Annotated in this window: 21 protein-coding genes and 2 tRNA genes; 6 read left to right on the top strand and 17 right to left on the bottom strand. The window is 70.0% G+C overall.

Translation table 11 applies throughout. The features are described from left to right. Positions 1–46: 46 nt before the first annotated feature. Entirely contained in the window at positions 47–1282 is a 1236-nt protein-coding gene (locus ACLJQM_RS34880) for an alpha/beta fold hydrolase (RefSeq protein ID WP_410634825.1), read from the top strand. Here the strand turns inward: ACLJQM_RS34880 and ACLJQM_RS34885 are convergent. Next, entirely contained in the window at positions 1266–2492 is a 1227-nt protein-coding gene (locus tag ACLJQM_RS34885) for a cytochrome P450 (protein WP_410634628.1), read from the bottom strand. The two genes, ACLJQM_RS34880 and ACLJQM_RS34885, sit on opposite strands and share 17 nt — an antisense overlap. Before the next feature lie 98 nt (positions 2493–2590). Here ACLJQM_RS34885 and ACLJQM_RS34890 point away from each other — a divergent pair, with 98 nt between their 5' ends. Then, positions 2591–5707 (top strand): BTAD domain-containing putative transcriptional regulator, encoded by a 3117-nt coding sequence (locus ACLJQM_RS34890; RefSeq protein WP_410634630.1) that lies wholly within the window; start codon positions 2591–2593, stop codon positions 5705–5707. Here ACLJQM_RS34890 and ACLJQM_RS34895 read toward each other — a convergent pair. The 6 genes from ACLJQM_RS34895 to ACLJQM_RS34920 all read right to left on the bottom strand — a co-directional run bounded on the left by ACLJQM_RS34895 (position 5691) and on the right by ACLJQM_RS34920 (position 8734). Continuing rightward, positions 5691–6434 (bottom strand): ABC transporter permease, encoded by a 744-nt coding sequence (locus ACLJQM_RS34895; RefSeq protein ID WP_410634632.1) that lies wholly within the window; start codon positions 6432–6434, stop codon positions 5691–5693. The genes ACLJQM_RS34890 and ACLJQM_RS34895 overlap by 17 nt on opposite strands. After that, entirely contained in the window at positions 6431–7366 is a 936-nt protein-coding gene (locus ACLJQM_RS34900) for an ATP-binding cassette domain-containing protein (protein ID WP_410634633.1), read from the bottom strand. The genes ACLJQM_RS34895 and ACLJQM_RS34900 overlap by 4 nt, the downstream gene beginning before the upstream one ends. A gap of 64 nt (positions 7367–7430) precedes the next feature. Continuing rightward, positions 7431–7877 (bottom strand): nitroreductase family deazaflavin-dependent oxidoreductase, encoded by a 447-nt coding sequence (locus tag ACLJQM_RS34905; protein ID WP_410634634.1) that lies wholly within the window; start codon positions 7875–7877, stop codon positions 7431–7433. 12 nt (positions 7878–7889) lie between these two features. Continuing rightward, complete coding sequence (locus ACLJQM_RS34910) at positions 7890–8327, bottom strand: VOC family protein (protein WP_410634636.1); 438 nt, start codon at positions 8325–8327, stop codon at positions 7890–7892. Between the two features lie 131 nt (positions 8328–8458). Continuing rightward, a tRNA-Ala gene (locus tag ACLJQM_RS34915) sits at positions 8459–8531 on the bottom strand. A gap of 35 nt (positions 8532–8566) precedes the next feature. Next, complete coding sequence (locus tag ACLJQM_RS34920; RefSeq protein WP_020642567.1) at positions 8567–8734, bottom strand: DLW-39 family protein; 168 nt, start codon at positions 8732–8734, stop codon at positions 8567–8569. A 411-nt stretch (positions 8735–9145) separates the two neighbouring features. Between ACLJQM_RS34920 and ACLJQM_RS34925 the strand changes: the two genes are divergently transcribed. Beyond that, entirely contained in the window at positions 9146–9415 is a 270-nt protein-coding gene (locus ACLJQM_RS34925; protein WP_410634637.1) for a PepSY domain-containing protein, read from the top strand. A 4-nt stretch (positions 9416–9419) separates the two neighbouring features. Here ACLJQM_RS34925 and ACLJQM_RS34930 read toward each other — a convergent pair whose 3' ends face one another. The 10 genes from ACLJQM_RS34930 to dnaA all read right to left on the bottom strand — a co-directional run bounded on the left by ACLJQM_RS34930 (position 9420) and on the right by dnaA (position 21732). Beyond that, positions 9420–9602 (bottom strand): hypothetical protein, encoded by a 183-nt coding sequence (locus ACLJQM_RS34930; RefSeq protein ID WP_410634638.1) that lies wholly within the window; start codon positions 9600–9602, stop codon positions 9420–9422. Between the two features lie 129 nt (positions 9603–9731). Further along, positions 9732–9805, bottom strand: a tRNA-Ile gene (locus tag ACLJQM_RS34935). Between the two features lie 49 nt (positions 9806–9854). After that, positions 9855–10538 carry a DUF3566 domain-containing protein gene (locus ACLJQM_RS34940; RefSeq protein ID WP_247016259.1) on the bottom strand — a complete coding sequence of 228 codons (684 nt, stop codon included), beginning with the start codon at positions 10536–10538 and terminating at the stop codon, positions 9855–9857. 48 nt (positions 10539–10586) lie between these two features. Next, positions 10587–13163, bottom strand: a complete 2577-nt coding sequence (gene gyrA, locus ACLJQM_RS34945; RefSeq protein ID WP_247016261.1) for a DNA gyrase subunit A — start codon at positions 13161–13163, stop codon at positions 10587–10589. 54 nt (positions 13164–13217) lie between these two features. Continuing rightward, positions 13218–15185 (bottom strand): DNA topoisomerase (ATP-hydrolyzing) subunit B, encoded by a 1968-nt coding sequence (gene gyrB / locus ACLJQM_RS34950; protein WP_247016263.1) that lies wholly within the window; start codon positions 15183–15185, stop codon positions 13218–13220. Between the two features lie 197 nt (positions 15186–15382). After that, complete coding sequence (locus ACLJQM_RS34955; RefSeq protein ID WP_360775377.1) at positions 15383–15994, bottom strand: DciA family protein; 612 nt, start codon at positions 15992–15994, stop codon at positions 15383–15385. A gap of 106 nt (positions 15995–16100) precedes the next feature. Next, positions 16101–17255 carry a DNA replication/repair protein RecF gene (gene recF / locus ACLJQM_RS34960; protein WP_360775380.1) on the bottom strand — a complete coding sequence of 385 codons (1155 nt, stop codon included), beginning with the start codon at positions 17253–17255 and terminating at the stop codon, positions 16101–16103. A 10-nt stretch (positions 17256–17265) separates the two neighbouring features. After that, positions 17266–18156: a phosphogluconate dehydrogenase (NAD(+)-dependent, decarboxylating) gene (gnd, locus tag ACLJQM_RS34965; protein WP_247016271.1), complete on the bottom strand. Its 891-nt coding sequence runs from the start codon at positions 18154–18156 to the stop codon at positions 17266–17268. A 32-nt stretch (positions 18157–18188) separates the two neighbouring features. Next, positions 18189–19322 carry a DNA polymerase III subunit beta gene (gene dnaN / locus ACLJQM_RS34970; RefSeq protein WP_410634639.1) on the bottom strand — a complete coding sequence of 378 codons (1134 nt, stop codon included), beginning with the start codon at positions 19320–19322 and terminating at the stop codon, positions 18189–18191. A gap of 799 nt (positions 19323–20121) precedes the next feature. After that, entirely contained in the window at positions 20122–21732 is a 1611-nt protein-coding gene (dnaA, locus tag ACLJQM_RS34975; protein ID WP_247016277.1) for a chromosomal replication initiator protein DnaA, read from the bottom strand. 576 nt (positions 21733–22308) lie between these two features. Between dnaA and rpmH the strand changes: the two genes are divergently transcribed. Genes rpmH through yidD form a run of 3 tightly spaced genes read left to right on the top strand, consistent with a single transcriptional unit; the run spans position 22309 to position 23237 of the window. Further along, positions 22309–22452 (top strand): 50S ribosomal protein L34, encoded by a 144-nt coding sequence (rpmH, locus tag ACLJQM_RS34980; RefSeq protein ID WP_003082934.1) that lies wholly within the window; start codon positions 22309–22311, stop codon positions 22450–22452. Positions 22453–22473: 21 nt separating this feature from the next. Continuing rightward, on the top strand, positions 22474–22908 hold the full coding sequence (rnpA, locus tag ACLJQM_RS34985) for a ribonuclease P protein component (protein WP_410634641.1): 435 nt from the start codon (positions 22474–22476) through the stop codon (positions 22906–22908). Between the two features lie 5 nt (positions 22909–22913). Then, complete coding sequence (gene yidD, locus ACLJQM_RS34990; protein ID WP_410634642.1) at positions 22914–23237, top strand: membrane protein insertion efficiency factor YidD; 324 nt, start codon at positions 22914–22916, stop codon at positions 23235–23237. Positions 23238–23239: the final 2 nt, after the last annotated feature.

Raw genomic sequence — 23239 nt, forward strand, 5'->3', positions numbered from 1 at the left:
GCACCCGTGCCCGGGCCAACCGGGTTTCACCTGCTCGACGTTGACCGTGCCGCTCGACCACACCGGCCGCGTGCCGGGCACGCTCGACCTCGCCGTGGCGACCGCCGACAACGCCGACGCGCCCAAGGGCGTCCTGCTGTTCCTGACCGGCGGCCCCGGCCAGGGTGGCGTCGGCACCATCACGCGGATCGCGAAGCAGCGGCTGCCGGAAGTCGCGAAGGACTACCGGTTCGTCATGCTCGACCAGCGCGGCACCGGCCCGTCCGGCGCGCTGAAGTGCCCCGGGCTGCAGGAGCAGATGGGCAGCTCGGACATCGCGACGCCTTCCCGCGACGCGGTGCTCGAATGCGCACACATCCTCGGCGACACGGCACCGCTGTACTCGACCGACCAGACGGTCGCGGACTTCGACCAGCTCCGGCGCGCGCTCGACGTGCCGAAGATGGTGGTCGACGGCGTCTCGTACGGCTCCTTCACGGCGGCCCGGTACGCGCTCGCGCACCCGGGCAACGTCAGCAAGGTCGTCCTCGATTCGGTGCTGCCGCACCACGCTTCGGCGTCGGCCTCGCTGTACCTGACGGGGCTGACGGCCGAAGCGCGGGTGCTGCGAGCGGCGTGCGCGGTAGCTCCCGCGTGCGGCTACGACCCGGCCGACGACCTGGCGTGGGTGGTCCGCCACCGCAGTCCGGCCGACGGCGTGCGGATCTTCGACCTGGTCGTCACGTACGAGTTCGTCGACCCGACGTACCGCAACGCGGCGGCGGGCGACCTCGTCGGCGCCGTCCACGAGGCCCGCGCGGGCGCCCCGGCTGACCTGGACGGCCTGCTGGAGGCGTACAAGTCCGGCGGCGACGACCCGGCATCGTTCAGCGCCGGCCTCCACGCGGCGACGCTGTGCGCGGACCAGCGCTTCCCGTGGGACTCCGCGGCGACGCCGGTGTCACTGCGCCAACCACTGCTATCGCTGGCCGCCCGCACGCTGCCGGCTCGCGCGACTTGGCCGTACACGACGGAAGTGGCCACGCAGCAGGGATTCATCCAGAGCTGCCTCCCGTGGCCGGCCGAGCGCCCCGCTTCGAACCCGGCCGGCCGGCTGCCGAACGTCCCGGTGCTGCTGGTGAACGGCGACCGCGACCTGTCGACACCGCTGGAGTGGGCTCGGGAGGAAGCGGCGCAGGCTCCGCGCGGTCAGCTGGTGATCGTCCCGGGCGAGTCCCACTCGATCCAGAACCGCGAGCGCGGCCACGCGGGCCGGGACGCGGTGATCAGCTTCCTGCGGTAGCCGTCCAGGTGACCGGCAGCTCGTGGACGCCGTAGATGTTCATGTCCGTCCGCAGCTTCACCTCCCCCGCGGGCACCGCGAGCGCCAGCGTCGGGAAGCGCCGCAGCAGGGCCTCGAAGCCGGCGCGCATCTCGATGCGGGCCAGCTGCTGGCCGAGGCACTGGTGGACGCCGTGGCCGAAGGAGAGGAGGCCGCGGGCGTTGCGGTGGACGTCGAGGGTGTCCGGGTTGTCGAAGCGGCGGGGGTCGTGGTTGGCGGCCAGCAGCGAAACCACGACCGTTGAGCCCTGGGGGATCGTTTCGCCGCCCAGCTCCAGGTCTTCGGTGGCGTAGCGGAAGAAGATGTCGGCCACCGACAGGTAGCGCAGCAGTTCCTCGACCGCGCCCGGCAGCAGGTCCGGGTTCGCACGAACCCCGGCGGCCTGCTCCGGGTGCTCCAGGAGCGCGAAAGTGCCCAGCGACAGCATGTTCGCGGTCGTCTCGTGGCCGGCGAGCAGCAGCAGGAACGCGGCGCCGGTCAGCTCCTCGACGGTCAGGTCCTCGTGGCGGGCCAGGTCGGACAGGATGTCGTCGCCGGGCTCGGCGCGCTTGCTCGTGACCAGCTCGGTGAGGTACGTGTTCAGCGCGATGTACGCGCCCATCTTCGTCTCGAGCGGCTGGTCGCGGACCATGAACTGCGCCGAGTCGGCCTGGAAGCTTTCGCGGTCCTCGTACGGCACGCCGAGCAGTTCGCAGATCACCAGCGACGGCACCGGGAGCGCGAACTCCTTCACCAGGTCGATCGGCGGCGTCAGCTGTGCGAGGTGGTCCAGCTGCCGCTCGACGATCTCGACGATGTGGTCCTCCAGCGTCTTCATCCGCTTGACGGTGAAGGCGCCGGTCAGCTTGCGCCGCAGCCGGCCGTGGTCCGGCGGGTCCATCGCGATGAACATGCCCGGCAGCTGCGGGGACGGCTCGGTCGCGGCGGGCATGCCCGTCTCGTACGGCACGTGGATGACGTCGAGGTCCAGCCGCGAGCTGAACCGCGTGTCGGCCATCAGCTGCCGGACCTCTTCGTAGCCGGTGACGAGCCAGCCCTCGTGCCCGTCGGGGAACACGAGCGGGCTGACCGGGCGCGCGTCGCGCAGCCGGCTGATCCCGCTCGGCGGGTCGAAGGGGCCCGCGTCGCGCTCCATGGGCAGACCGTGCGGGACGTCGACCTTCTGGCTCATCGGATTTCCTTTCGTGGTGGTTGCCGCCACGATGGCCGGGCCGGCTGACACGGGCCTGACACCGCTCGGACACCGGCGTCCGTGGCAAGATCGGCCTGGTGCAGATCGGGATACTGGGCCCCTTCGAGGTCCGGACGGACGACGGCGCACTGGCCGACGTGCCGGGCGCCCGGTTGCGCGGCCTGCTGGCCGCCCTCGCGCTCGACCCGGGACACGTCGTCCCGAAGGCGACGCTGGTCGACTGGATCTGGGGTGAGCACCCGCCCGCCGATGCCGCGAACGCGTTGCAACGCCTGGTTTCCCGGCTGCGGAAAGCGCTGCCGGAAGGGTCCGTCGACGGGCAGCCGACCGGCTACCGGCTGCTGCTCGGCCCCGACGACGTCGACGCCGTGCGGTTCGAACGCCTCGCCGGCGAACCGGGCCGGCTCCGGGAAGCGCTCGAGCTGTGGCGCGGTCCGGCCATGCAGGACGTCGACCTGCCCGAAAGCGCGGCCCTCGAAGCCGCCGTCACCCGACTCGAAGCCCTGCGCCTGACGGCCGTGGAGGAGTACTTCGACGCCGAGCTGAACCTCGGTCACGGCGCGAAGGTCGTCACCGAGCTGACCGATCTGGTCGCCGCCAACCCGATGCGCGAACGGCTCGTCGCCGCGTTGATGCGCGCCCTCGTCGCCAGCGGCCGCGACTCCGAAGCGCTGCTCCTGTACCAGCGCACGAAGGACGCGCTCGCCGATTCGCTGGGCGTCGATCCTTCGCCGGAACTCTCGGCGCTGCACGTCGCGCTGCTGCGGGGCGAGCTGGCGCGGCCGGAAGCGGACCGGAAAACCAACCTGCGGGCCGAGCTCACCAGCTACGTCGGCAAGGACGCCGACGTCACCGCGGTCAGCGAGCTCAGCTCCGGCCACCGGCTCACCACCGTGATCGGCCCGGGCGGCTCGGGGAAGACCCGGCTGGCCACGGAAACCGCGCGGCACCTGCTCGGCGACCTGCCGGACGGCGCCTGGGTGGTCGAGCTCGCGGCCATCGGCGCCGACGGCGACGTCGCGCAAGCCACGCTCGGCGCGCTCAAGCTGCGGGACGCGCTCCTCGGCGAGGCACCGGACGCGGAGCCGACGGACCGGGTCATCGCGGCGCTGCGCGAGCGATCGATGCTGCTGGTGCTGGACAACTGCGAGCACGTCATCGAGTCCGCGGCGGCGTTCGCCCACCGCGTCCTCGGCGAGTGCCGTCGGCTGCGGATCCTGGCGACGAGCCGGGAACCGCTCGGCATCACCGGCGAGGCGCTGTGGCAGCTCGCGCCGCTGGTCCTGCCCGCGCCGGACGCCGATCCCGCCGAAATCGAGGCCGCCCCGGCCGTCCGGCTGCTGCGCGACCGGGCCGGCGCGGTGCGCAAGGAGCTCGCGACCGACGACGCCGCGCTGCCGACGTTGGCGCGGGTTTGCCGGGCGCTGGACGGGATGCCGCTGGCGATCGAACTCGCCGCCGCGCGGCTGCGCACCATGTCGCTCGACCAGCTCGCCCACCGGCTCGACGACCGCTTCCGCCTGCTGACCGGCGGCAGCCGCACCGCGCTGCCCCGGCACCGGACGCTGCGCGCGGTCATCGACTGGAGCTGGGAACTGCTCACCGACGCCGAGCGCGTCGTGCTGCGCCGGCTGTCGGTGTTCGCCGGCGGCGCGAGCCTGGAAGCGGCCGAGCGGGTGTGCGGCGGCGACGTCGTCGAGGAGTGGGAAGTCCTCGAACTGCTGACGGCGCTGACCGAAAAGTCGCTGGTGGTGGTCAGCGAGCGCGACGGCGCGCAGCGGTACCGGATGCTCGGCACGATCAAGGAGTACGCCGAGCAGCGGCTCGCCGAGGCCGAGGAAACGACGCGGGCTCGGCACGCGCACCTCGCGTACTTCACCGAATTGGCCGAGACCGCGAAGCCTCACCTGCGCGGCGGCGAACAGCTGGACTGGCTGGCCAAGCTCGAAGCCGAGCACGAGAACATCGCGGCGGCGATGCGCGGTGCGCTCGCGGCCGCCGAAGCCGAGCCCGCGATGCGCCTGGCGGCCGGTGCCGCCTGGTACTGGTGGCTCGGCGGGCACCGGGCGGAGGGCAACGAGCTGGTCCTGGCGGCCACGGCCGTGCCCGGCGACGTGCCGGACGAGCTCCGCGGTGTCGTCTATTCGTTCGTCGTCCAGTTCGTGACGTCCGGGCAGCAGAGCGACGAGTCCCAGGCGGTGGACTGGATCCGGAAGGCCTACGAAATCAGCCGCCAGACCCCGGACGGCGACCTGGAGCTGCGGTTCGCCCCCGCGCTCGAACGCCTGCTGCACGGGCCGGACGCGGCACTGACCGCGTTCGAACCGCTGCTCGCCGACGAAGACCCGTGGGCTCGCGCGGTGGCCCGGCTGCAGCTCGGCAAGATGCGGATCCAGTTCGGCCACGGCGATCGCGAGGCGGACGCGCACCTCGAGACGGCGCTCGCCGAGTTCCGCGCGATCGGCGAACGGTGGGGTACGTCGTTCGCGCTGACCGAGCTGGCCGACCGCATCGCCGTGCGCGGCGAGTTCGCCGGCGCCTGCGCGTACTACGAAGAAGCCGTCGTGGTGGTCACCGAGGTCGGGGCCATCGAGGACGTCGTCCGGATGCGGATGCGGCAGGCCCAGCTGTACTGGCTGCTCGGCGACGAGGACGCGAGCGCGGTGGCGCTGGCCGAAGCGCAGCGAGCCGCGGAACGCGTCGCCTGGCCGAACGCGCTGGCCGAGCTGGCACTGTCGAAGGCGGAACTCGCGCGCTGGCGCGGTGATTTCGAGCAGGCCCGCCGCCAGCTCGACGTCGCGACGACGATGCTGGGCGACGGCGCCGGGCTGCCGACCGTCCGCGCGGTGACCGGCGACCTGCTCGGCTACCTGGCCACGGACGTCGGCGAATCCCGTGAACACCGGGCCGCGGCGTTCGCCGCGGCGTCCGAGACGGGCCACCCGCTCGTGCTCGCGCAGGTCCTCGTGGGAATCGCGGATCTGGCGCTGCGCACCGAAGAACCCGCGCAGGCCGCCCGCCTGCTCGCGGCGAGCGCCGGCCTGCGCGGACTGGCGGACCGCTCCCACCCGGACTTCGCCCGGATCGAAGCGGACACCCGGAATCGCCTCGGTGACGAAGGGTTCACCGAGGCGACGCGGGAGGGAACGGCGGCGAGCTGGGACGAGCTGGCGGGCGTCACGCTCGCTTCGTGAACTTCGCCCGCGCCCACACGTAACCGACCACGGCGATCCCGACGCACCAGGCGACCGCGGCGATCGCGTAGCCGGTGGACGGCGTGCCGGTGAGCAGTCCGCGCACGGTTTCGATGATCGGCGTGAACGGCTGGTACTCGGCGAATTCCCGGAGGCCGGGCCCCATCTTTTCGGCGGGCACGATGGCGCTGCTGAAGAACGGCAGCATCACCAGCGGCACGGCGGCCATCCCCGCCGTTTCCGGCGTTTTCGCGGCCAGTCCCAGCGCGACGGTGAACCAGCCGGCCGCGAAACCGAGCAGCACGATCATGCCGACCACGCCGAGCCAGTCGAGGAAACCCGCGGACGGGCTGAAGCCGAGCAGGAAAGCGACGCCGACGAGCGCGGCGATGGCGATCAGGTTGGTCAGCACGCTCGCGACGACGTGCCCGGTCAGCACCGCGCCGCGCGAGACGTCCATGACCTTGAAGCGGTTGATGATCCCCTTCGTCATGTCGGAGTTCACCGACGTCGCCGTGGCGCCGAGGCCGTAGCAAATCGCGAGGAGCGTCAGGCCCGGCGTGGCGTAGTCGACGTAATCGACGCCGACGTCGAACGCGTCTCCGAGCATGTAGACGAACATCAGCATGATCACGATCGGCATCAGGACGGCGTTGAAGACCGACGTCGGGTTCCGGGCGATGTGCTTGAAATTGCGGCGAAGCATGACCGTGGCGTGGGTGCTCATCGGGAAACAACCTCCGTGGCGTGGCCGGTGAGGGCGAGGAAGACGTCGTCGAGATCGGGGGTGTGCACGGAAAACTCTTCGGCGGTGAGCGCGTATTCGTCGAGCCGGTCGAGCAAGGTCCGCAACGATTTCGAGCTGCCGTCGCCGGGAACGCGCAGAGCGAGTGCCTCGTCGTCGCGGGTGCCGTCGACGAGGACGCGCGCGGCGGCGTCGAGCTCGGCGGCGGTGGCGAACCGGAGCCGGACGTGGGTGCCGGGCAGCCGGCGCTTGAGCTCGTCGGCGGTGCCCTCCGCGACGAGCCGGCCCTGGTCGAGCACGGCGATCCGGTCGGCCAGCTGATCGGCTTCCTCGAGGTACTGCGTGGTGAGGAAGATGGTGACGCCGTCGGCGACGAGGTCGCGGATGATCGCCCACATCGTCCGGCGGCTGCGCGGATCCAGACCGGTCGTCGGCTCGTCGAGGAAGATGATCCGCGGGTGGCCGACGAGCGTCATCGCCAGGTCGAGCTTCCGGCGCATGCCCCCGGAGTAGGTCGACGCCGGCTTGCGCGCCGACTCCGTGAGTTCGAAGCGCTCGAGCAGGTCGGCCACGACCCGCTTGCCGTCCTTGGCCCCGCTGAGGTCCACCATCAGCTGGAGGTTCTCTTCGCCGGTGAGGAGCTCGTCGACGGCCGCGAACTGCCCGGTGACCCCGATCGCGGACCGGACCTTCTTGGTCTCGGCCGCGATGTCGTGACCGGCGACGCTGATCGCGCCGCCGTCCGCCTTGAGCAGCGTGGTCAGGACGTTCACCATCGTCGTCTTCCCGGCGCCGTTCGGGCCGAGGAGGGCGAAGATCGTCCCCGCGGGTACCTGCAAGTCGATGCCGTCGAGCACGACTTTGTCCTGGTAGGCCTTCCGAAGCCCGGAAGCCGTGATCGCCATTTCTGTCATGGGAGCACTGTGTTCGGCCGGCCTGACACCGACCTGACCTCACCCTGACACGGGCGCTGTCACGTCAGTCCTGCGGCGTGAGCAGCACGATCGGGATCACGCGGTCGGTCTTCCGCGCGTATTCGTCGTACAGCGGGAAGATGCCGGCCATCATCGGCCAGAGCGTCTCGCGCTCGGCCGCGGACGCCACCCGCGCACGGGCGGTGAACCGGCGCGTCCCAGCCTGGACGCCGACGCTCGGGTTCGCCTCGAGGTTTTTGAACCACGCCGGATCCTCGTCGGCCCCGGCCTTCGAGGCGACGACGACGAAGTCGTCCCCCGAGGTCCCGTAGATCAGGCAACAGCGCCGCGGGGTCCCGGTCCGGCGTCCGGTGGTGGCGAGGATCAGCGTGTGCAGACCGTTCGACTCGTGCCCCTCGGTTCCCCCGGAGTCCAGGTAGGTGCGGGTTTGCTCGGCAACCCAGTCCCAAGCCGAGTCGGTGGCGCGGTCGAGGTCATCGGCGACGGCCATGGCAGTTCCCCTTCAGCTGAGTTCTTCGACGAGCCCGACGATGACGCCGGCGGGCCCGCGGACGTAGGCGTACCGGCAGTAGTCCTGGTACCGCGCGATTTCGCCGACGAGCTCGCCGCCGTGCTCGCGCAGGCGCTTGACGAGGTCGTCGACGTCATCGATGACGAAGGTGATCCGCGGAATGCCGGGGACGTTGACGGGCGCCCACGGCGCTTTCTCGGCGGAGGTCGGTGTCCGGAAGGTCGACAACTCGACCCGGCCGTGGCCGTCGGGCGTCTTCAGGAACGCGATGTCCGCGCGGACGTCGTCGAGCCCGATGAGCTTGTCGGCCCAGTCCCCCTCGACGGTGGCTTCGCCTTCGAGCTCCATCCCGAGCTCGACGAAGAACGCGACAGCGGCCGCGAGGTCCTCGACCACGTAACCGGTGTGGTCCAGCCGGTGGATCGCCATGATTGCCTCCCGAGTCAGGCGGCCTCCGCAGCCGCTCACACCCCTGGGACGGAGCCGGCTCCGGGATTTCGACAACCTCCCGGGACGACGAAGGCCAGGTCTCGCGGACCTGGCCTTCGTCGGACGTGATGTGGAGCTGAGGGGAATCGAACCCCTGACCCCCGCCTTGCAAAGGCGGTGCTCTACCAATTGAGCTACAGCCCCGGACGCGAGCGGCGCACGGCCGCCCGCGCACAGCGTCAGTTGTGGGACGCGCCCGCCGGCTTGGCCGGCGTGGTGCCGTTGCTCGAGGGGACCGGCGCGGTCGCCTCGCGCCAGAGGTCGGCTTCCGCCTTGGCCGCCTTGTTGCGCTTCACGACGAACAGGACGCCGCCCGCGATGACCGCGAGTGCCAGCAGCTTCTTCACCGAAGCCCCCTTCTCAGCTTGCTTCCCTTACCCCGCGATGTTACTGCACCGGCTCGGCGCGGTTGCCGGGTGCCGGTGGTTCCACGTGGAACCACGGGTAATCGACGTCACACGCCCACGGAAATACCGCGGCCGGGCGTCCTGTTGTACCCATTGGTCGGTTCGCCCACCGTGTCCCCCGGGCCTCAACCACTGCCTTCGCGGAGTTCCGTCCGGCTGGAGCCGCGAAGCGCCACCTCGCCGAGAGGCGACCGTGGTGCGTGCCGACCGTGACTGCTCAGCCCTGCCGGCCTTCTCTTCCCGGCAGGGCTGACCTGTATCCGGGACATTTCGGGGTCGGGCCCCGATGCCGGCGCCTTCCGCCGAAGACACCCTCGGGAGAGGAAAGCCGTCAACGGAAGGAGTTCCCGTATGCGTACCGCGTTGCTGGCCGGCGCCGCTGCGCTGCTCGTCGCCACCGCCGCGTGCAGTTCGTCGACGCCGCCCGCGCACTCGGTCGACCAAGCCCAGGCCGCCCGGATCGCCACCGACGAGTACGGCGGCCGGTCGCTGGGCGTGGAGCGGGACACCGCTCAGAGGCAGCCGAGCTGGGAGGTCGAGATCGCGGACAGCAGCCAGGGGCGCATCGAGGTCGACGTCGCCCAGCAGACGGGCGCGGTCCTTTCGATGGAGCGGGACTGACGCGCTACCAGCTGCCCAGGTAGTTGCCCTGGTCGCCGACCTGCGGGTTCGGCACGACGTCGTCCTGCCGCGCTTGCCGCAGCCCGCCGGCGATCCGCTTCCCCTGGCGCCCCCGGTCCCGCAGGTCGACGACCACAGCGATCGCCTGCAGCGCGACGAGCACGATTCCCGCGATGATCCACCCCATGTCCGGCCCCCTTCGTCTGCTTCGACGGTAAACCCGTTGACTGCGAAGAGAACCCGCGCTTGATCGAGAATTAAGGAGCGGAAACGACGAAACCCGGCTCGCGCAGTGGCGAACCGGGTTCTGTTCGAGTGGGCCTACCAGGACTTGAACCTGGGACCTCTTCGTTATCAGCGAAGCGCTCTAACCACCTGAGCTATAGGCCCTTGAACGAGGAGAACTTTACAGGACCCCCGGAGGGGTCCTGTAACCGGGTCACTCTCGTTCCGACAGGGTGACTTCGAGGCCGCCGGCCAGGTCCGCGGACACGTTGTAGATGAACGCGCTCACCGTGGCCAGCGCCGACACCAGGACGATGTTGATCGCGCCGAGGATGGCGGCGATGCCGAAGACGCGGCCCGCGCTGATCAGCGGCTCCGACGACGCATTCGCGCCTTCGCCGCCGACCAGGGACGAGTACGTGCCGTTCAGCTTGTCCCACACGCCCATGCCGTCGAGGACCGTGTACAGGACGCCGACCGCGACCAGCCAGACGAAGAACATCGCCACGCCGAGGACCAGGCTCAGCTTGAGGACCGACCACGGGTCGAACCGCTTCACCTGCAGCGAGGCGCGACGCGGGCCGCGACCCGGGCGACGCAGCGCGCTCGGGCGGGCTCGCTGGCTCGAGGCCGACGGGATCGCCTGCTCGCCGCCCGGTGGGGTGTCGCCGCTGCCGCCGAAGAGGCGGGGGGCGGCGCTTCCGGTCACCACCGGGCGCTGCTCCGGGGAGACCGGCTGGGTCTCCCCGGCCGGTGCCTCCGGCTTGTACAGCGCGGCGTCCTCCGTGGCCAGCTTGACCGTCGCTTCGGAGTCGCCTTCCTTGTCGACCCGCTGCCAGGGCGGGCTCGCCGGAGTCCCGTTCGAACCCGCTGCGTCGGGATTCTCGGATGGTGTCACGAAGAGTCAGTCCTTACCCGTGCCGTGGGGCCGCCGTCGAGAGCAAACTTACTGCTCCGGCGTGGCCGTCGTTTCCTCACCCGCGTCAGGTGCTTCCGAAGCCGGCGCGTCCGCTTCCGGCGCCGGTGCGTCCTCGGGGGTGTCACCATTGGCGACGTCCGAGGGCTCGTCCGCGTTGCGTGCGACGGCGAGAAGAGTCGTCCCTTCGCCGAGATTCATCAGCCGGACCCCCTTCGTCTGCCGTCCTGCCTTGCGCACGTCGCCCGCCGGCGTCCGGATCACGCCGCCGCTCGAGGTGATCGCGTAGAGCTCGTCCTCGGCGTCGACGATGAGCGCACCCACCAGCCTGCCACGTTTGCGGTCGTGCTGGATGGTGAGCACGCCCTTGCCGCCGCGGCCCTGGACCGGGTAGTCCTCGATCGGCGTGCGCTTGGAGTAGCCGCCGTCCGTCGCGACCAGCAGGAACTTGCCTTCCTTGACGACGCTGATGCCGAGCAGCTCGTCGCCGTCGTTGAAGCGCATCCCCATCACGCCGGACGTCGGGCGGCCCATCGGCCGCAGCGCCTCGTCGGTCGCGTGGAAGCGGATCGACTGGCCCTCGGCCGACACCAGCAGCAGGTCGTCCTCGGCCGCGGCCAGCACCGCGCCGACCAGCTCGTCGCCCTCGCGCAGGTTGATGGCGATCAGGCCGCCCGAGCGGTTCGAGTCGAAGTCGGTGAGCTTGGTCTTCTTCACCAGGCCGCGCTGGGTGGCGAGCACCAGGTACGGCGCCACCTCGTAGTTCTTGATCTGGATGACCTGGGCGATCTGCTCGTCCGGCTGGAACGCCATCAGGTTCGCCACGTGCTGGCCGCGCGCGTTGCGGTTGGCCTCGGGCAGGTCGTAGGTCTTGGTCCGGTAGACGCGGCCCTTGTTCGTGAAGAACAGGATCCAGTCGTGCGTCGAGCAGACGAAGAAGTGCTGGACGATGTCGTCCTGCTTCAGCGTCGCGCCCTGCACGCCCTTGCCGCCGCGCTTCTGCGAGCGGTACAGATCCGTTTTCGTTCGCTTGGCGTACCCCGTGCGGGTGATGGTGACGACGACGTCCTCGACCGCGATGAGCTCTTCGTCGGTGACGTCGCCGCCGAAGCCGACGATCTGCGTGCGCCGGTCGTCGCCGTACTTCTCGACGATCGCCATCAGCTCGTCGCGGATGATCCCGCGCTGGCGCTCCGGCTTCTCGAGGATGTCCTTGAGGTCCGCGATCTCCAGCTCGATCTCGGCCAGCTGGTCGATGATCCGCTGGCGCTCCAGCGCGGCGAGGCGCCGCAGCTGCATGTCGAGGATCGCGGTGGCCTGGATTTCGTCGACGTCCAGCAGCTCCATCAGGGCCGGCCGGGCTTCGTCCGCCGAGGGCGACCGCCGGATGAGGGCGATGACCTCGTCGAGCATGTCCAGCGCCTTGACGTACCCGCGCAGGATGTGGGCCCGCTCTTCGGCCTTCTTCAGGCGGAAGCGGGTCCGCCGGACGATGACCTCGACCTGGTGCTTCACGTAGTGGCGGATGATCTGGTCGATCCGCAGCGTGCGCGGCACGCCGTCGACCAGGGCCAGCATGTTGACGCCGAAGTTCTGCTGCAGCTGGGTGTGCTTGAACAGGTTGTTCAGCACGACCTTCGCGACCGCGTCCCGCTTGATCGTGACGACGATCCGCATGCCGGAGCGGCTGTTGGACTCGTCGGCGATGTCGGAGATGCCGGTGAGCTTGCCGTCGCGGACGAGGTTCGCGATGTTCTCGACCAGGTTGTCCGGGTTGACCTGGTACGGCAGCTCCGACACGACCAGGATCGTGCGGCCCTTCGCGTCTTCCTCGACCTCGACGACCGCGCGCATCCGGATCGAGCCGCGGCCCGTGCGGTACGCGTCTTCGATGCCGGCCGTGCCGAGGATCATCGCCTTGGTCGGGAAGTCCGGCCCCTTGATGCGGACCAGCAGCGCGGCGAGCAGCTCGTCGTCGGTCGCCTCGGGGTTCTCCAGCGCCCAGACGACGCCTTCGGACACCTCGCGCAGGTTGTGCGGCGGGATGTTGGTCGCCATCCCGACCGCGATCCCGGAACCGCCGTTGACCAGCAGGTTCGGGAACCGCGACGGCAGGACGTCGGGCTCCTGCGTGCGGCCGTCGTAGTTGTCGGAGAAGTCGACGGTGTCTTCTTCGATGTCGGCCAGCATCTGCATGGCCAGCGGCGCGAGCCGCGACTCCGTGTACCGCATGGCGGCGGCGGGGTCGTTGCCCGACGAGCCGAAGTTGCCCTGGCCGTCGATCAGCGGGTAGCGCAGCGACCACGGCTGGGCGAGCCGCACCAGCGCGTCGTAGATCGCCGAGTCACCGTGCGGGTGGTAGTTGCCCATGACGTCGCCGACGACGCGGGAGCATTTGTTGTACCCGCGGTCCGGCCGGAAGCCGGAGTCGAACATCGAGTACAGGATCCGGCGGGCGACCGGCTTGAGGCCGTCGCGGACGTCGGGCAGCGCGCGCGACACGATCACGCTCATCGCGTAGTCGATGTAGGAGCGCTGCATCTCCTGCTGGATGTCGACCGGTTCGATCCGGTCGTTCTCCGGAGCCGGCGGGAGGGTTTCCGTCATGGGGTCCTTCTCGGGTGCGGGTGGTCCTGGCGGCGGACGAGAGCGGGAGGACGCCTACACGTCCAGGAAGCGCACGTCCTTCGCGTTGCGCGTGATGAACGAGCGGCGAGCCTCGACGTCCTCGCCCATCAGGACCGAGAAGAGGTCGTCGGCCTGCGCGGCGTCGTCCATGGTGACCCGGCCCAGCAGGCGGTTCGCCGGGTCCATCGTGGTCTCCCACAGCTCTTCGGCGTTCATCTCGCCGAGACCCTTGTAGCGCTGGATCGCGTCGTCCTTCGGCAGCCTCTTGCCGGCCTCGACACCCGCCTTGATGACGGCGTCGCGCTCGCGGTCGGAGTACGCGTACTCCGGCTCCGTCCGCGGCCACTTGATCTTGTACAGCGGCGGCCGCGACAGGAAGACGTGGCCGTGCTCGATCAGCGGCGTCATGAACCGGAACAGCAGGGTGAGCAGCAGCGTGGTGATGTGCTGGCCGTCGACGTCGGCGTCGGCCATCAGCACGATCTTGTGGTAGCGCAGCTTCGAGAGGTCGAACTCGTCGTGGATGCCGGTGCCCAGCGCGGTGATCAGCGACTGGACCTCGGTGTTCTTGAGGACGCGGTCGATGCGGGCCTTCTCGACGTTGATGATCTTGCCGCGGATCGGCAGGATCGCCTGGTACATCGAGTCCCGGCCCTCCTTGGCCGAGCCGCCGGCCGAGTCACCCTCGACGATGTAGAGCTCGCACTCCTCCGGCTTGGTGGAGCGGCAGTCCTTCAGCTTGCCGGGCAGACCGCCGATGTCGAGCGCGCCCTTGCGGCGGACCAGGTCGCGCGCCTTGCGGGCGGCCATCCGGGCCTGCGCCGAGGAGATCGACTTGTTGATGATCGTCTTCGCCTCGGTGGGGTTGCGCTCGAACCAGTCGGCCAGCCACTCGTTCGACTGCTGCTGCACGAACGTCTTGGCCTCGCTGTTGCCCAGCTTGGTCTTGGTCTGGCCCTCGAACTGCGGCTCGCCCAGCTTGATGGACACGATCGCGGCGAGACCCTCGCGCACGTCGTCGCCGGTCAGGTTGGCGTCCTTCTCCTTGAGCAGCTTCTTGTCGCGCGCGTAGGAGTTGACGACGCGGGTCAGCGCGGCGCGGAAGCCCTCTTCGTGGGTGCCGCCCTCGTGCGTGTTGATCGTGTTGGCGAACGTGTAGACCGACGGCGTGAACCCGGTGTTCCACTGCATCGCGACCTCGACCTCGAGGCCGGTGCCCTTCGCGTCGAAGGAGATCACGCTGGGGTGGATCGGGTCCTTGCTGCCGTTGATGTGCTTGACGAAGTCCTCGAGCCCGCCCGGGTAGCAGTAGACCTTCTCCTTGACGCGGGCGACCTTGCCCTCCGCGTCGGCCTCGGTCTCCTCGTCGGCGACGCGCTCGTCGCGCAGGGACAGCGTCAGCCCCTTGTTGAGGAACGCCATCTCCTGGAGCCGGCGCGAGATCGTCTCGAAGTTGTACGTCGTGGTCTCGAAGATGTCGCCGTCGGCCCAGAACGTCATCGTGGTGCCGGTCTCGGTCGCCGGGCCGAGGTCTTCGAGGGGACCCGGGACCTGGTCGGTGTAGAGCTGGCGCCAGCTGCGGCCGCCGTACTTGACCTCGGCGAGCAGCCTCGTCGACAGCGCGTTCACCACGGAGATGCCGACGCCGTGCAGGCCGCCGGACACCGCGTAGGAGTCGCTGTCGAACTTGCCGCCCGCGTGCAGCTGGGTGAGCACGACCTCGATGGTCGGCTTGTTCTCCTTGGGGTGCATGTCGACCGGGATGCCGCGGCCGTCGTCGACGACGCGCACCCCGCCGTCGGCGAGGAGGGTAACCTCGACCTTAGTGGCGTGCCCGGCCATCGCCTCGTCGACGGAGTTGTCGACGACCTCCTGGACGAGGTGGTGCAGCCCGCGTTCACCGGTGGAGCCGATGTACATGCCGGGGCGCTTGCGGACCGCTTCGAGGCCTTCGAGCACCGTGATCGACGACGCGTTGTACTCGTGCTGGTTCTCGGTCACAGGCCTTGTTTCTCCTCGTCTCGCCCGAGCGGACGTTCGCTCACCTCCAGTGTACTTGGCCGCGTCCGCTGACATGCGGCAAGGACACCCCTGAACGCGTCACAGACGGACGAAATCGGTTCGAGCCGAGTCTTGACGTAACTCGGGAGGTCTGGATGCGTTCTCGGGGCATTCAACCGAGCAACGCGCAACCCGGGTCAGCCGTACGTGTCACGAGGGCCGCGCCCCGGCACGTGCCGGGGCCCTTTCCGCCAGCTCGGGGCGGTCGGACCCTGGATCCGCATCCGTTTGACGACGCCGTTCCCGACGCCCGCGGCGATCTTGTGCAGCAGTTTTCCCTGCAGCAGCCGGAGCTGGGTGGCCCACGCCGTGGAGCTCGCGCGCACGGTGAGTTCGCCGTCTTTCAGCGCGACCGGTTGGGCGTGTTCCGCGACGTCTTCGCCGACCAGCCGCGCCCACTGGGCGAAGACGCGGGCGCTCGTGACGCTCTCGTTCCAGCCCCGGTCGGCGACCAGCCGGGAGACGAGCCGGCCGAGCGGCTGCGGGTCGCGCGCGTCCGCGCCCGGTCCTGACCAGCGGCGCCGCCGGGGGTTCTGGCCACCGCCACCGCCGACGGTGCGGCGCCGGTACCCGGGGGAAGTCCCCCGCTCCTTGGCCTTCGCCTTGGCCGCTTCGAGCGCGGCGTGGGCGAGGTCGCGCCCGGTCGGGGGTGCCTCGTTCGGCCCAGCGGCACCCTCGCGCTCAGTACTGACAGTGGGCTTGGAGTCGCCGCGGGGCGTTTTGTGCCACCCATCTGGCCGCACGGTCACGCGGGGCGATAACTCATTCACCGTGTTATCCACACTGTCCACAGGTTTGTCCCCAGATCGGGTGCGGTTTGTGCCGCCCGTCACACGGGGTACTCGTCCGTCCCGCTCAGCCACGCGTGATCTCACCATCCGCCACCACGAACCGGCCGCCGGCCAGCTCGCTGGGCACGTCTTCGTCGACCGCCGCGGTCACCAGCACCTGTTCGGCGCTCGCGGCCACCTCGGCCAGCCGGGCGCGGCGCTTGCGGTCCAGCTCGGCGAACACGTCGTCGAGCAGCAGCACCGGTTCGCCGGCCTCCCCGCGCAGCAGCTCGTAGCTGCCGAGCCGGAGCGCCAGCGCGAAGGACCACGACTCGCCGTGGCTCGCGTAGCCCTTGGCCGGCGCCTCGCCCAGGATCAGCTCCAGTTCGTCCCGGTGCGGGCCGACCAGGCTGATCCCGCGCTCGAGTTCGGCCTTCCGGGCCTCACCGAGCGCCTTGAGTAGGACGTCCTTGAGGACAGCGGGTTGCGCGCGTTCGCCATCCGGTACGCCGTACGTCTCCGGCAGGCCCGCACCCAGCGACGACCGGTACACGATCTTCGCCGGCCGGGAGTCCGGCGCCACCCCCATGTACGCCGCGGCCGCGTACGGCCCCAGGTCCGCGACGAGGTTCAGGCGCGCGGCCAGCAGCTCCGCGCCCGCCACCGAGAGGTGGTCGTCCCAGACTTCCAGGGTCGACAGCGCGTACGGGTCTTCGCGGCCCGTGCGCCGCTTCCCGGCCGTCTTGAGCAGTGCGTTGCGCTGCTTCAGCACCTTCTCGTAGTCCGCGCGGACCCCGGCGTACCGCGGCGCGCGCAGCACGAGCAGCTCGTCGAGGAACCGGCGTCGCTCGCCCGGGTCACCTCGCACGAGCGCCAGGTCCTCCGGGGAGAACAGCACCGTGCGCAGGATCCCGAGCACGTCACGCGGCCGGCCGACCGCGCCGCGGTTGACCCGGGCGCGGTTCGCGCGGCCCGCCGTGATCTCGAGCTCGACGGTCAGCTCGCGGTCGTCGTTGACCACCGCGACCCGCACCAGCGCGCGCTCGCAGCCGTGCCGGATGAGCGGCGCGTCCGTCGCGACGCGGTGCGAACCCAGCGTCGCGACGTACCCGATCGCTTCCAGCAGGTTGGTCTTGCCGCGACCGTTCTGGCCGACCAGCACGGTCGGCCCCGGTTCGAGCGCGAGATCGGCCTGCGGCCAGGAGCGGAAGTCGGTGACCTGCAGGTGTCGCAGATGCACCAGAACTCCTTTACCCGCCGACCTTCTTGACCGCGTGCCCGCCGAACTGGTTGCGCAGCGCCGCGACCGCGCGCATCGCGGCCGAGTGCTCCTGGCGCGAAGCGAACCGCGCGAAGAGCGCCGCCGAGATGACCGGCGCCGGCACCGCGTTGTTGATCGCCTCTTCCAGCGTCCAGCGGCCTTCGCCGGAATCTTCGACGTAGCCCTCGAGGTCGTCCAGCTCCGGGTCCTCGTCGAGCGCGCGCACGAGCAAGTCGAGCAGCCAAGACCGGACGACCGTGCCGCGCTGCCAGCCCTTGATCACGGCGGGCACGTCGTTGACGACCTTCGCGGCTTCGAGCAATTCGAAGCCTTCGGCGAAGGCCTGCATCATGCCGTACTCGATGCCGTTGTGGATCATCTTCGCGTAGTGGCCCGCGCCGACGTCGCCGGCGTGCGAGAAGCCTTCTTCGCGCGGGCCTTCCGGGCGCAGCGCGTCGAAGATCGGCATCGCCCGCTCGACGTCGGCGGCCGTGCCGCCGACCATCAGGCCGTAGCCGTTGTCCTTGCCCCACACGCCACCGGACACACCGCAGTCGACGTAGCCGATTTCCTTCGCCGCCAGCAGATCGGCGTTCAGCTTGTCGTCGGTGTACTTCGAGTTGCCGCCGTCGATCACCATGTCGCCGGCGGACAGCAGGTTGCCGAGCTCGGTGACGGTCTGCCGGGTCGGCTCGCCGGCCGGCACCATGATCCACACGATCCGCGGGCCGTCCAGTTTGGACACCAGGTCCTCGAGCGACGTCGTGTCGGTGACGTCCGGGTTGCGGTCGTACCCGACCACCTCGTGACCGGCCGCGCGCAGCCGCTCACGCATGTTGAAGCCCATCTTGCCCAGGCCGACCAGACCGAGCTGAACCATGAGATCCCCTTACGTGCTAAGAAAGTCGCGGGTCAGCCGGGAAGGCGGACCGGCATCAGGAGGTAGAGGTAACCGGGGACGAGGTTGCCCTCGGCGTCGGCGGGCTTGATCAGCGCGGGGCGGTTCGGCGTGGTGAACGTCAGCTCCGCCCGGTCGCTGTGGAGGGCGCCGAGACCGTCGACGAGGTAACCCGGGTTGAACGCGATCGTCACCGGCTCACCTTCGTAGTCGACCTGAAGCTCCTCTTCGGCGCTTCCCTCGTCGTCGCCACCCGCGGACAACCGCAGCGTGTTGTCCCCGAACTCCAGTCGTACCTGAGTCCCCCGCTCCGCCACCAGTGAAACGCGCTTGATGGACTCGGTGAGAGCGGACACGTCGATGACCGCGCGTGAAGTGTGCGACGCGGGCAGCAGCTGGCGGTACGGCGGGAATTCCGCGTCGAGCAGGCGGGTCGTCGTGTAGCGCCCGGACCCGGAGAGGCCGAGCAGGCCCTCACCGCTGGCGAGGGCGAGGCGGATCGTGGCGCCGCTCGCGCCGAGCGTCTTGGCCGCTTCGGCGAGGGTGCGCGCCGGGACGAGCACCGCGGCGTCGGCGAGGCCCTCGGCCGGCTGCCAGGTGAACTCGCGCATGGCGAGCCGGAAGCGGTCGGTCGCGACGAGGGTCAGCGAGCTGCCGGAGATCTCGAGCCGCATGCCGGTCAGCATCGGCAGGGTGTCGTCCTTGCCCGCGGCGACGACGACCTGGGTGACGGCCTGGCCGAACGCGTCGCCGGCGAGCTCGCCCGCGAAGGCGGGCTGGGACGGCAGCTGCGGGTAGTCCTCGACCGGCATGGTCGGCAGGGAGAAGCGCGCGCTGCCGCACGTGATGGTGGCGCGGGCGCCGTCGACGGAGATCTCGACCGGCTGGTTCGGCAGGGACTTGGTGATGTCGGCCAGTAGCCGGCCGGAGACCAGCAGACGGCCACCGTCGGCGATGGTCGCCGGGACGCCGACCGTGGCCGAGACTTCGTAGTCGAAGCCCGAGACCGTCAGCGCGTCGGTGTCGCCGTCCGGACCGGCGTCGAGGAGGACACCGCCGAGTACCGGCACGGGAGGCCGGGAGGGGAGGCTTCTGGCCACCCACGCGACGGCGTCGGCGAGCCCGTCACGCTCGACGCGGATCTTCATGCGCGCATCCTTTCGACGACCGAGCCGCGGTGGCTCGGGCCAGGCCTCTTCTCGCGGGACAGTGACCGGCTGCCCCCTCCGGCCGGTCCGCCCTCCGCGCTAGCGGCCAGAACGCGGACCAGGTGCAGGCGTCCACGTTAGGCCGTCGCGGGGGCCGCCGTCACCTCGGCCTCCCCTTGAGTTTGTCGACTTGACGACACGTTCTCGCGGCTGTCCCCAACTTCGTCCATCGCCTGTTTTTGTTTTGTTCTCTCTTAGAAAAGATCTAAGAGCAGTAGCAGTAGTAGGCGTTGTGGATTGTGTGGATTGAGCTCGTTCGCGCAGGTCGGAGTGCTCGCGGGCATGTGGAGAACCATGGTGGTGGACCTGTGGGTAGATCGGGGCATCGGTGGATGGTTTCGGGCGATCCCCGATTCGTCCACAGCCGGGCCCAGTTGTCCCCACGGTTGTCCCCAGGTGTGGGGTGATCGATCCCCAGGATCTGGGGGTGCTTGCCGGGGTCCGGTTCGCCCTACCGGGTGATCGGGACGTCCTGTGCACAGAATGTGGGCAACCTGTGGAATCAGCGTGGACAAGGGTGTGGATGCGCTGTGGATCACCTGTGGGCGGGATGTGGACGGAACCCGCGTCGTCGCTGATCAGAGATCTGGTGGCACTGTGGGCAATCCGCCCACACCATGGGGAAACTTGGCTGTGTACAAAGAAGTTTCACGAATTTCGGGCGGGCACCCCGAACACGACTTCGGGGCGTCCACTGTGTGCGGACGCCCCGAAGTCGTTGCTGGGTAAGGGAGAGCTGCTACTGGCGGGCGCGCTGCTTGATGCGCGACGTCAGCTCCTGCACCTGGTCGTAGATGCGCCGGCGCTCGGCCATCTCCTTGCGGATCTTCTTGTCCGCGTGCATGACGGTCGTGTGGTCGCGGCCGCCGAACGTCTGCCCGATCTTCGGGAGCGACATGTCGGTCAGCTCGCGGCAGAGGTACATCGCGATCTGGCGGGACGTGGCGAGCGCCTTCGTCTTGCCGGGGCCGCACAGGTCGTCGAGCGTGACGTCGAAGAACTCGGAGATGACGCCCATGATCGTGGGCGCGGTGATCTCCGGGGCGTGGGAGTCGGGGATGAGGTCCCGCAGCACGATCTCCGCCAGCGCGGCGTCCACCGGCTGCTGGTTCAGCGACGCGAAGGCGGTGACGCGGATGAGCGCGCCTTCCAGCTCCCGGATGTTCGCCTCGACGCGCGAGGCGATGAACTCCAGGACGTCGCCCGGCACCGCGAGCCGGTCCTGAGCCGCCTTCTTGCGGAGGATCGCGATACGGGTCTCGAGCTCGGGCGGCTGGATGTCGGTGATCAGGCCCCACTCGAACCGCGTCCGCAGCCGGTCCTCCAGCGTCTCGAGGCGCTTGGGCGGGCGGTCGGAGCTGACGACGATCTGCTTGTTCGCGTTGTGGAGGGTGTTGAAGGTGTGGAAGAACTCTTCCTGCGTACCTTCTTTGCCTTCCAGGAACTGGATGTCGTCGACGAGCAGGATGTCTATGTCGCGGTAGCGCCGCTGGAACGCGACCTTGCGGTCGTCGCGCAGCGAGTTGATGAAGTCGTTCGTGAACTCTTCGGTCGAGACGTACCGGACGCGCATGCCGGGGAAGAGCCGTTGCGCGTAGTGGCCGACCGCGTGCAGCAGGTGCGTCTTGCCGAGCCCGGACTCACCCCAGATGAAGAGGGGGTTGTACGCGCGGGCCGGCGCTTCGGCGACGGCGACCGCGGCGGCGTGCGCGAAGCGGTTGGACGCGCCGATGACGAACGTGTCGAAGGTGTACTTCTCGTTCAGCTTCGTCTTCGACGTCTGCGGCTGCGCCGGCGCGGTGTAGGGCTGGCCGGCGATCGGCTGGCCGGAGAACGTCGGCCAGATCTCGTGGACGGCGGCGAGCGCTTCGCCCTCTTCGTCGACTTCTTCGTCCGTGTCGTCACCGTCGTCGGGCTTCGGCGCGACGGACTGGTGCGGGGGCAGCGGCGGCGTGGGCTCGGGGCGCGGCGGCGGCAGCATCGGGCCGGGACCCGGCCGCGGCACGGGCGCCGGCTCGGGCCCAGCGCCGTTTTCCACCCGGCCGGGTGACGGGACGTAGTGGGGGCCGGGAACCGGGGCGACGGCTTCGGTGCTGTCGACCTTCACCGCGAGCGAGATGGCGCGGCCGAGCCGCCGGGAAAGCGCGTCCGTGATCGCGCCGCGCAGGCCGCGTTCGATCGCTTCCTTCGCGAAGTCGCTGGGGGCCGCCAGCAGAGCGGTGCCGTCGAGCAGGCCGATCGGGCGGGTGACGCGCATCCACGCGCGCTGCTGGGGGGACAGGGTCCCGTCCGACAGTTCGCGTACCACCTGTTCCCAGATGACACCCAGATTGTGCTGGTGCTCCGACACCTGACTGGCTCCCCTCCCCTCGTCGGCGTGGACGGCCGAACGCCCCTGGTCACACGGCCCGTGCTCATCAGCGGACCCGCGTGTGCACCGGCACAGCGAATATCCACATAGTTGTCCACAGCTGTGCACTAATGTACGGCGACCCGCGGCGACGCCACCTGCGGGCTCGTCGTACGCCGGTGGGCACTCCACCACCCGGATACTCGTGCACCTCGACCGGTGACCCGAGAGAGGCACGCTAACAAGCCCCGCCCGCTGCCACAAGGCATCCTCGGCGGCCAGCATTTCACGGTGCACGGCGTGTTGCCATTCGGTGCCGGGGCGTCGATGATCTCGGCTCCGCGAGGCGGTCGCGTACCGTGGCCGAGGGGGTGCTTACCGCCCGCCCGACCGGGGTGCGTACCCTCGTAAGGTCTCCCGTATGCGACGGGTGCTATTCGCGTGCCCACGTTGTCGTCGCTCGTCGTGACGAGGCCACACGTTGGTAGGAGACACCAGAGACTGCCGTGCGCCCGCACGACACGCCAGGTGGGGGGAAGAGATTCTTCCCGCCCGACGCGACACACAGGAGAAGCAGTGAGCAAGGGTAAGCGCACCTTCCAGCCGAACAACCGCCGTCGCGCGAAGACGCACGGCTTCCGCCTGCGCATGCGTACGCGTGCCGGCCGGGCCATCCTGGCGGGCCGCCGTCGCAAGGGCCGCGCCGCGCTGTCCGCCTGATCCGGCACGTCGGGGCGCGCCGTGCTGCCGGCTGCCGCACGTCTGCGGCGGAGCGAGGATTTCCGCGTGGTTCTCCGTCGCGGGTCCCGGGCAGGCAGGCGTCGCCTCGTCGTCCACGCACTGACCACGGACCCGTCCGAGGCCGCCGACGTACCGTCGGCGGCCAGGGCGGGTTTTGTGGTGAGCAAGGCCGTCGGCAACTCGGTGGTCCGCCACCGCGTCTCCCGCCGGTTGCGTCATCTCGTTTCCGCCAAGCTCGGAACACTGCCCGCCGGCACTTCGTTGGTCGTACGGGCATTGCCGCCGTCGTCGACCGCGTCCAGCGCCGAGCTCGGGTCCGACCTCGACGCCGCGTTGCGTCGGCTGGGGCTTCTGTCGTCGCGCCGTCCGGCCGGGGATGTCCCCCGCCCGACGCGTCCCGCGGACGCGACCCCCGACCACGGATCAGCGGTGTGACCGGCATGCGAACCACCCCCGAGCACGACCACACGCACGACGTCGAACCCGAGCCGCTGAAGCCCGGTCCCGTCGCCTGGGTCCTGCTGCTCCCCATCAAGCTCTACCGCAAGGCGATCTCGCCCTTCCTCCCGCCGGCTTGCCGGTTCTACCCGAGCTGCAGCGCGTACGCAGTCGAAGCCCTCACCCGGCACGGTGCCGGCCGCGGCTCCTACCTCGCGCTGCGCCGGCTGCTGCGCTGCGGCCCTTGGACGCCACCCGGCCGCGACCCCGTGCCCGAGGAGTTCTCGTGGCGCCACCGACGACCTGAAACACCGATCGAGGAGTAGCA

Origin of the sequence: Amycolatopsis sp. cmx-4-83, from assembly GCF_046548815.1 — a bacterium.
Classification (GTDB): Bacteria; Actinomycetota; Actinomycetes; order Mycobacteriales; family Pseudonocardiaceae; genus Amycolatopsis; species Amycolatopsis pretoriensis_A.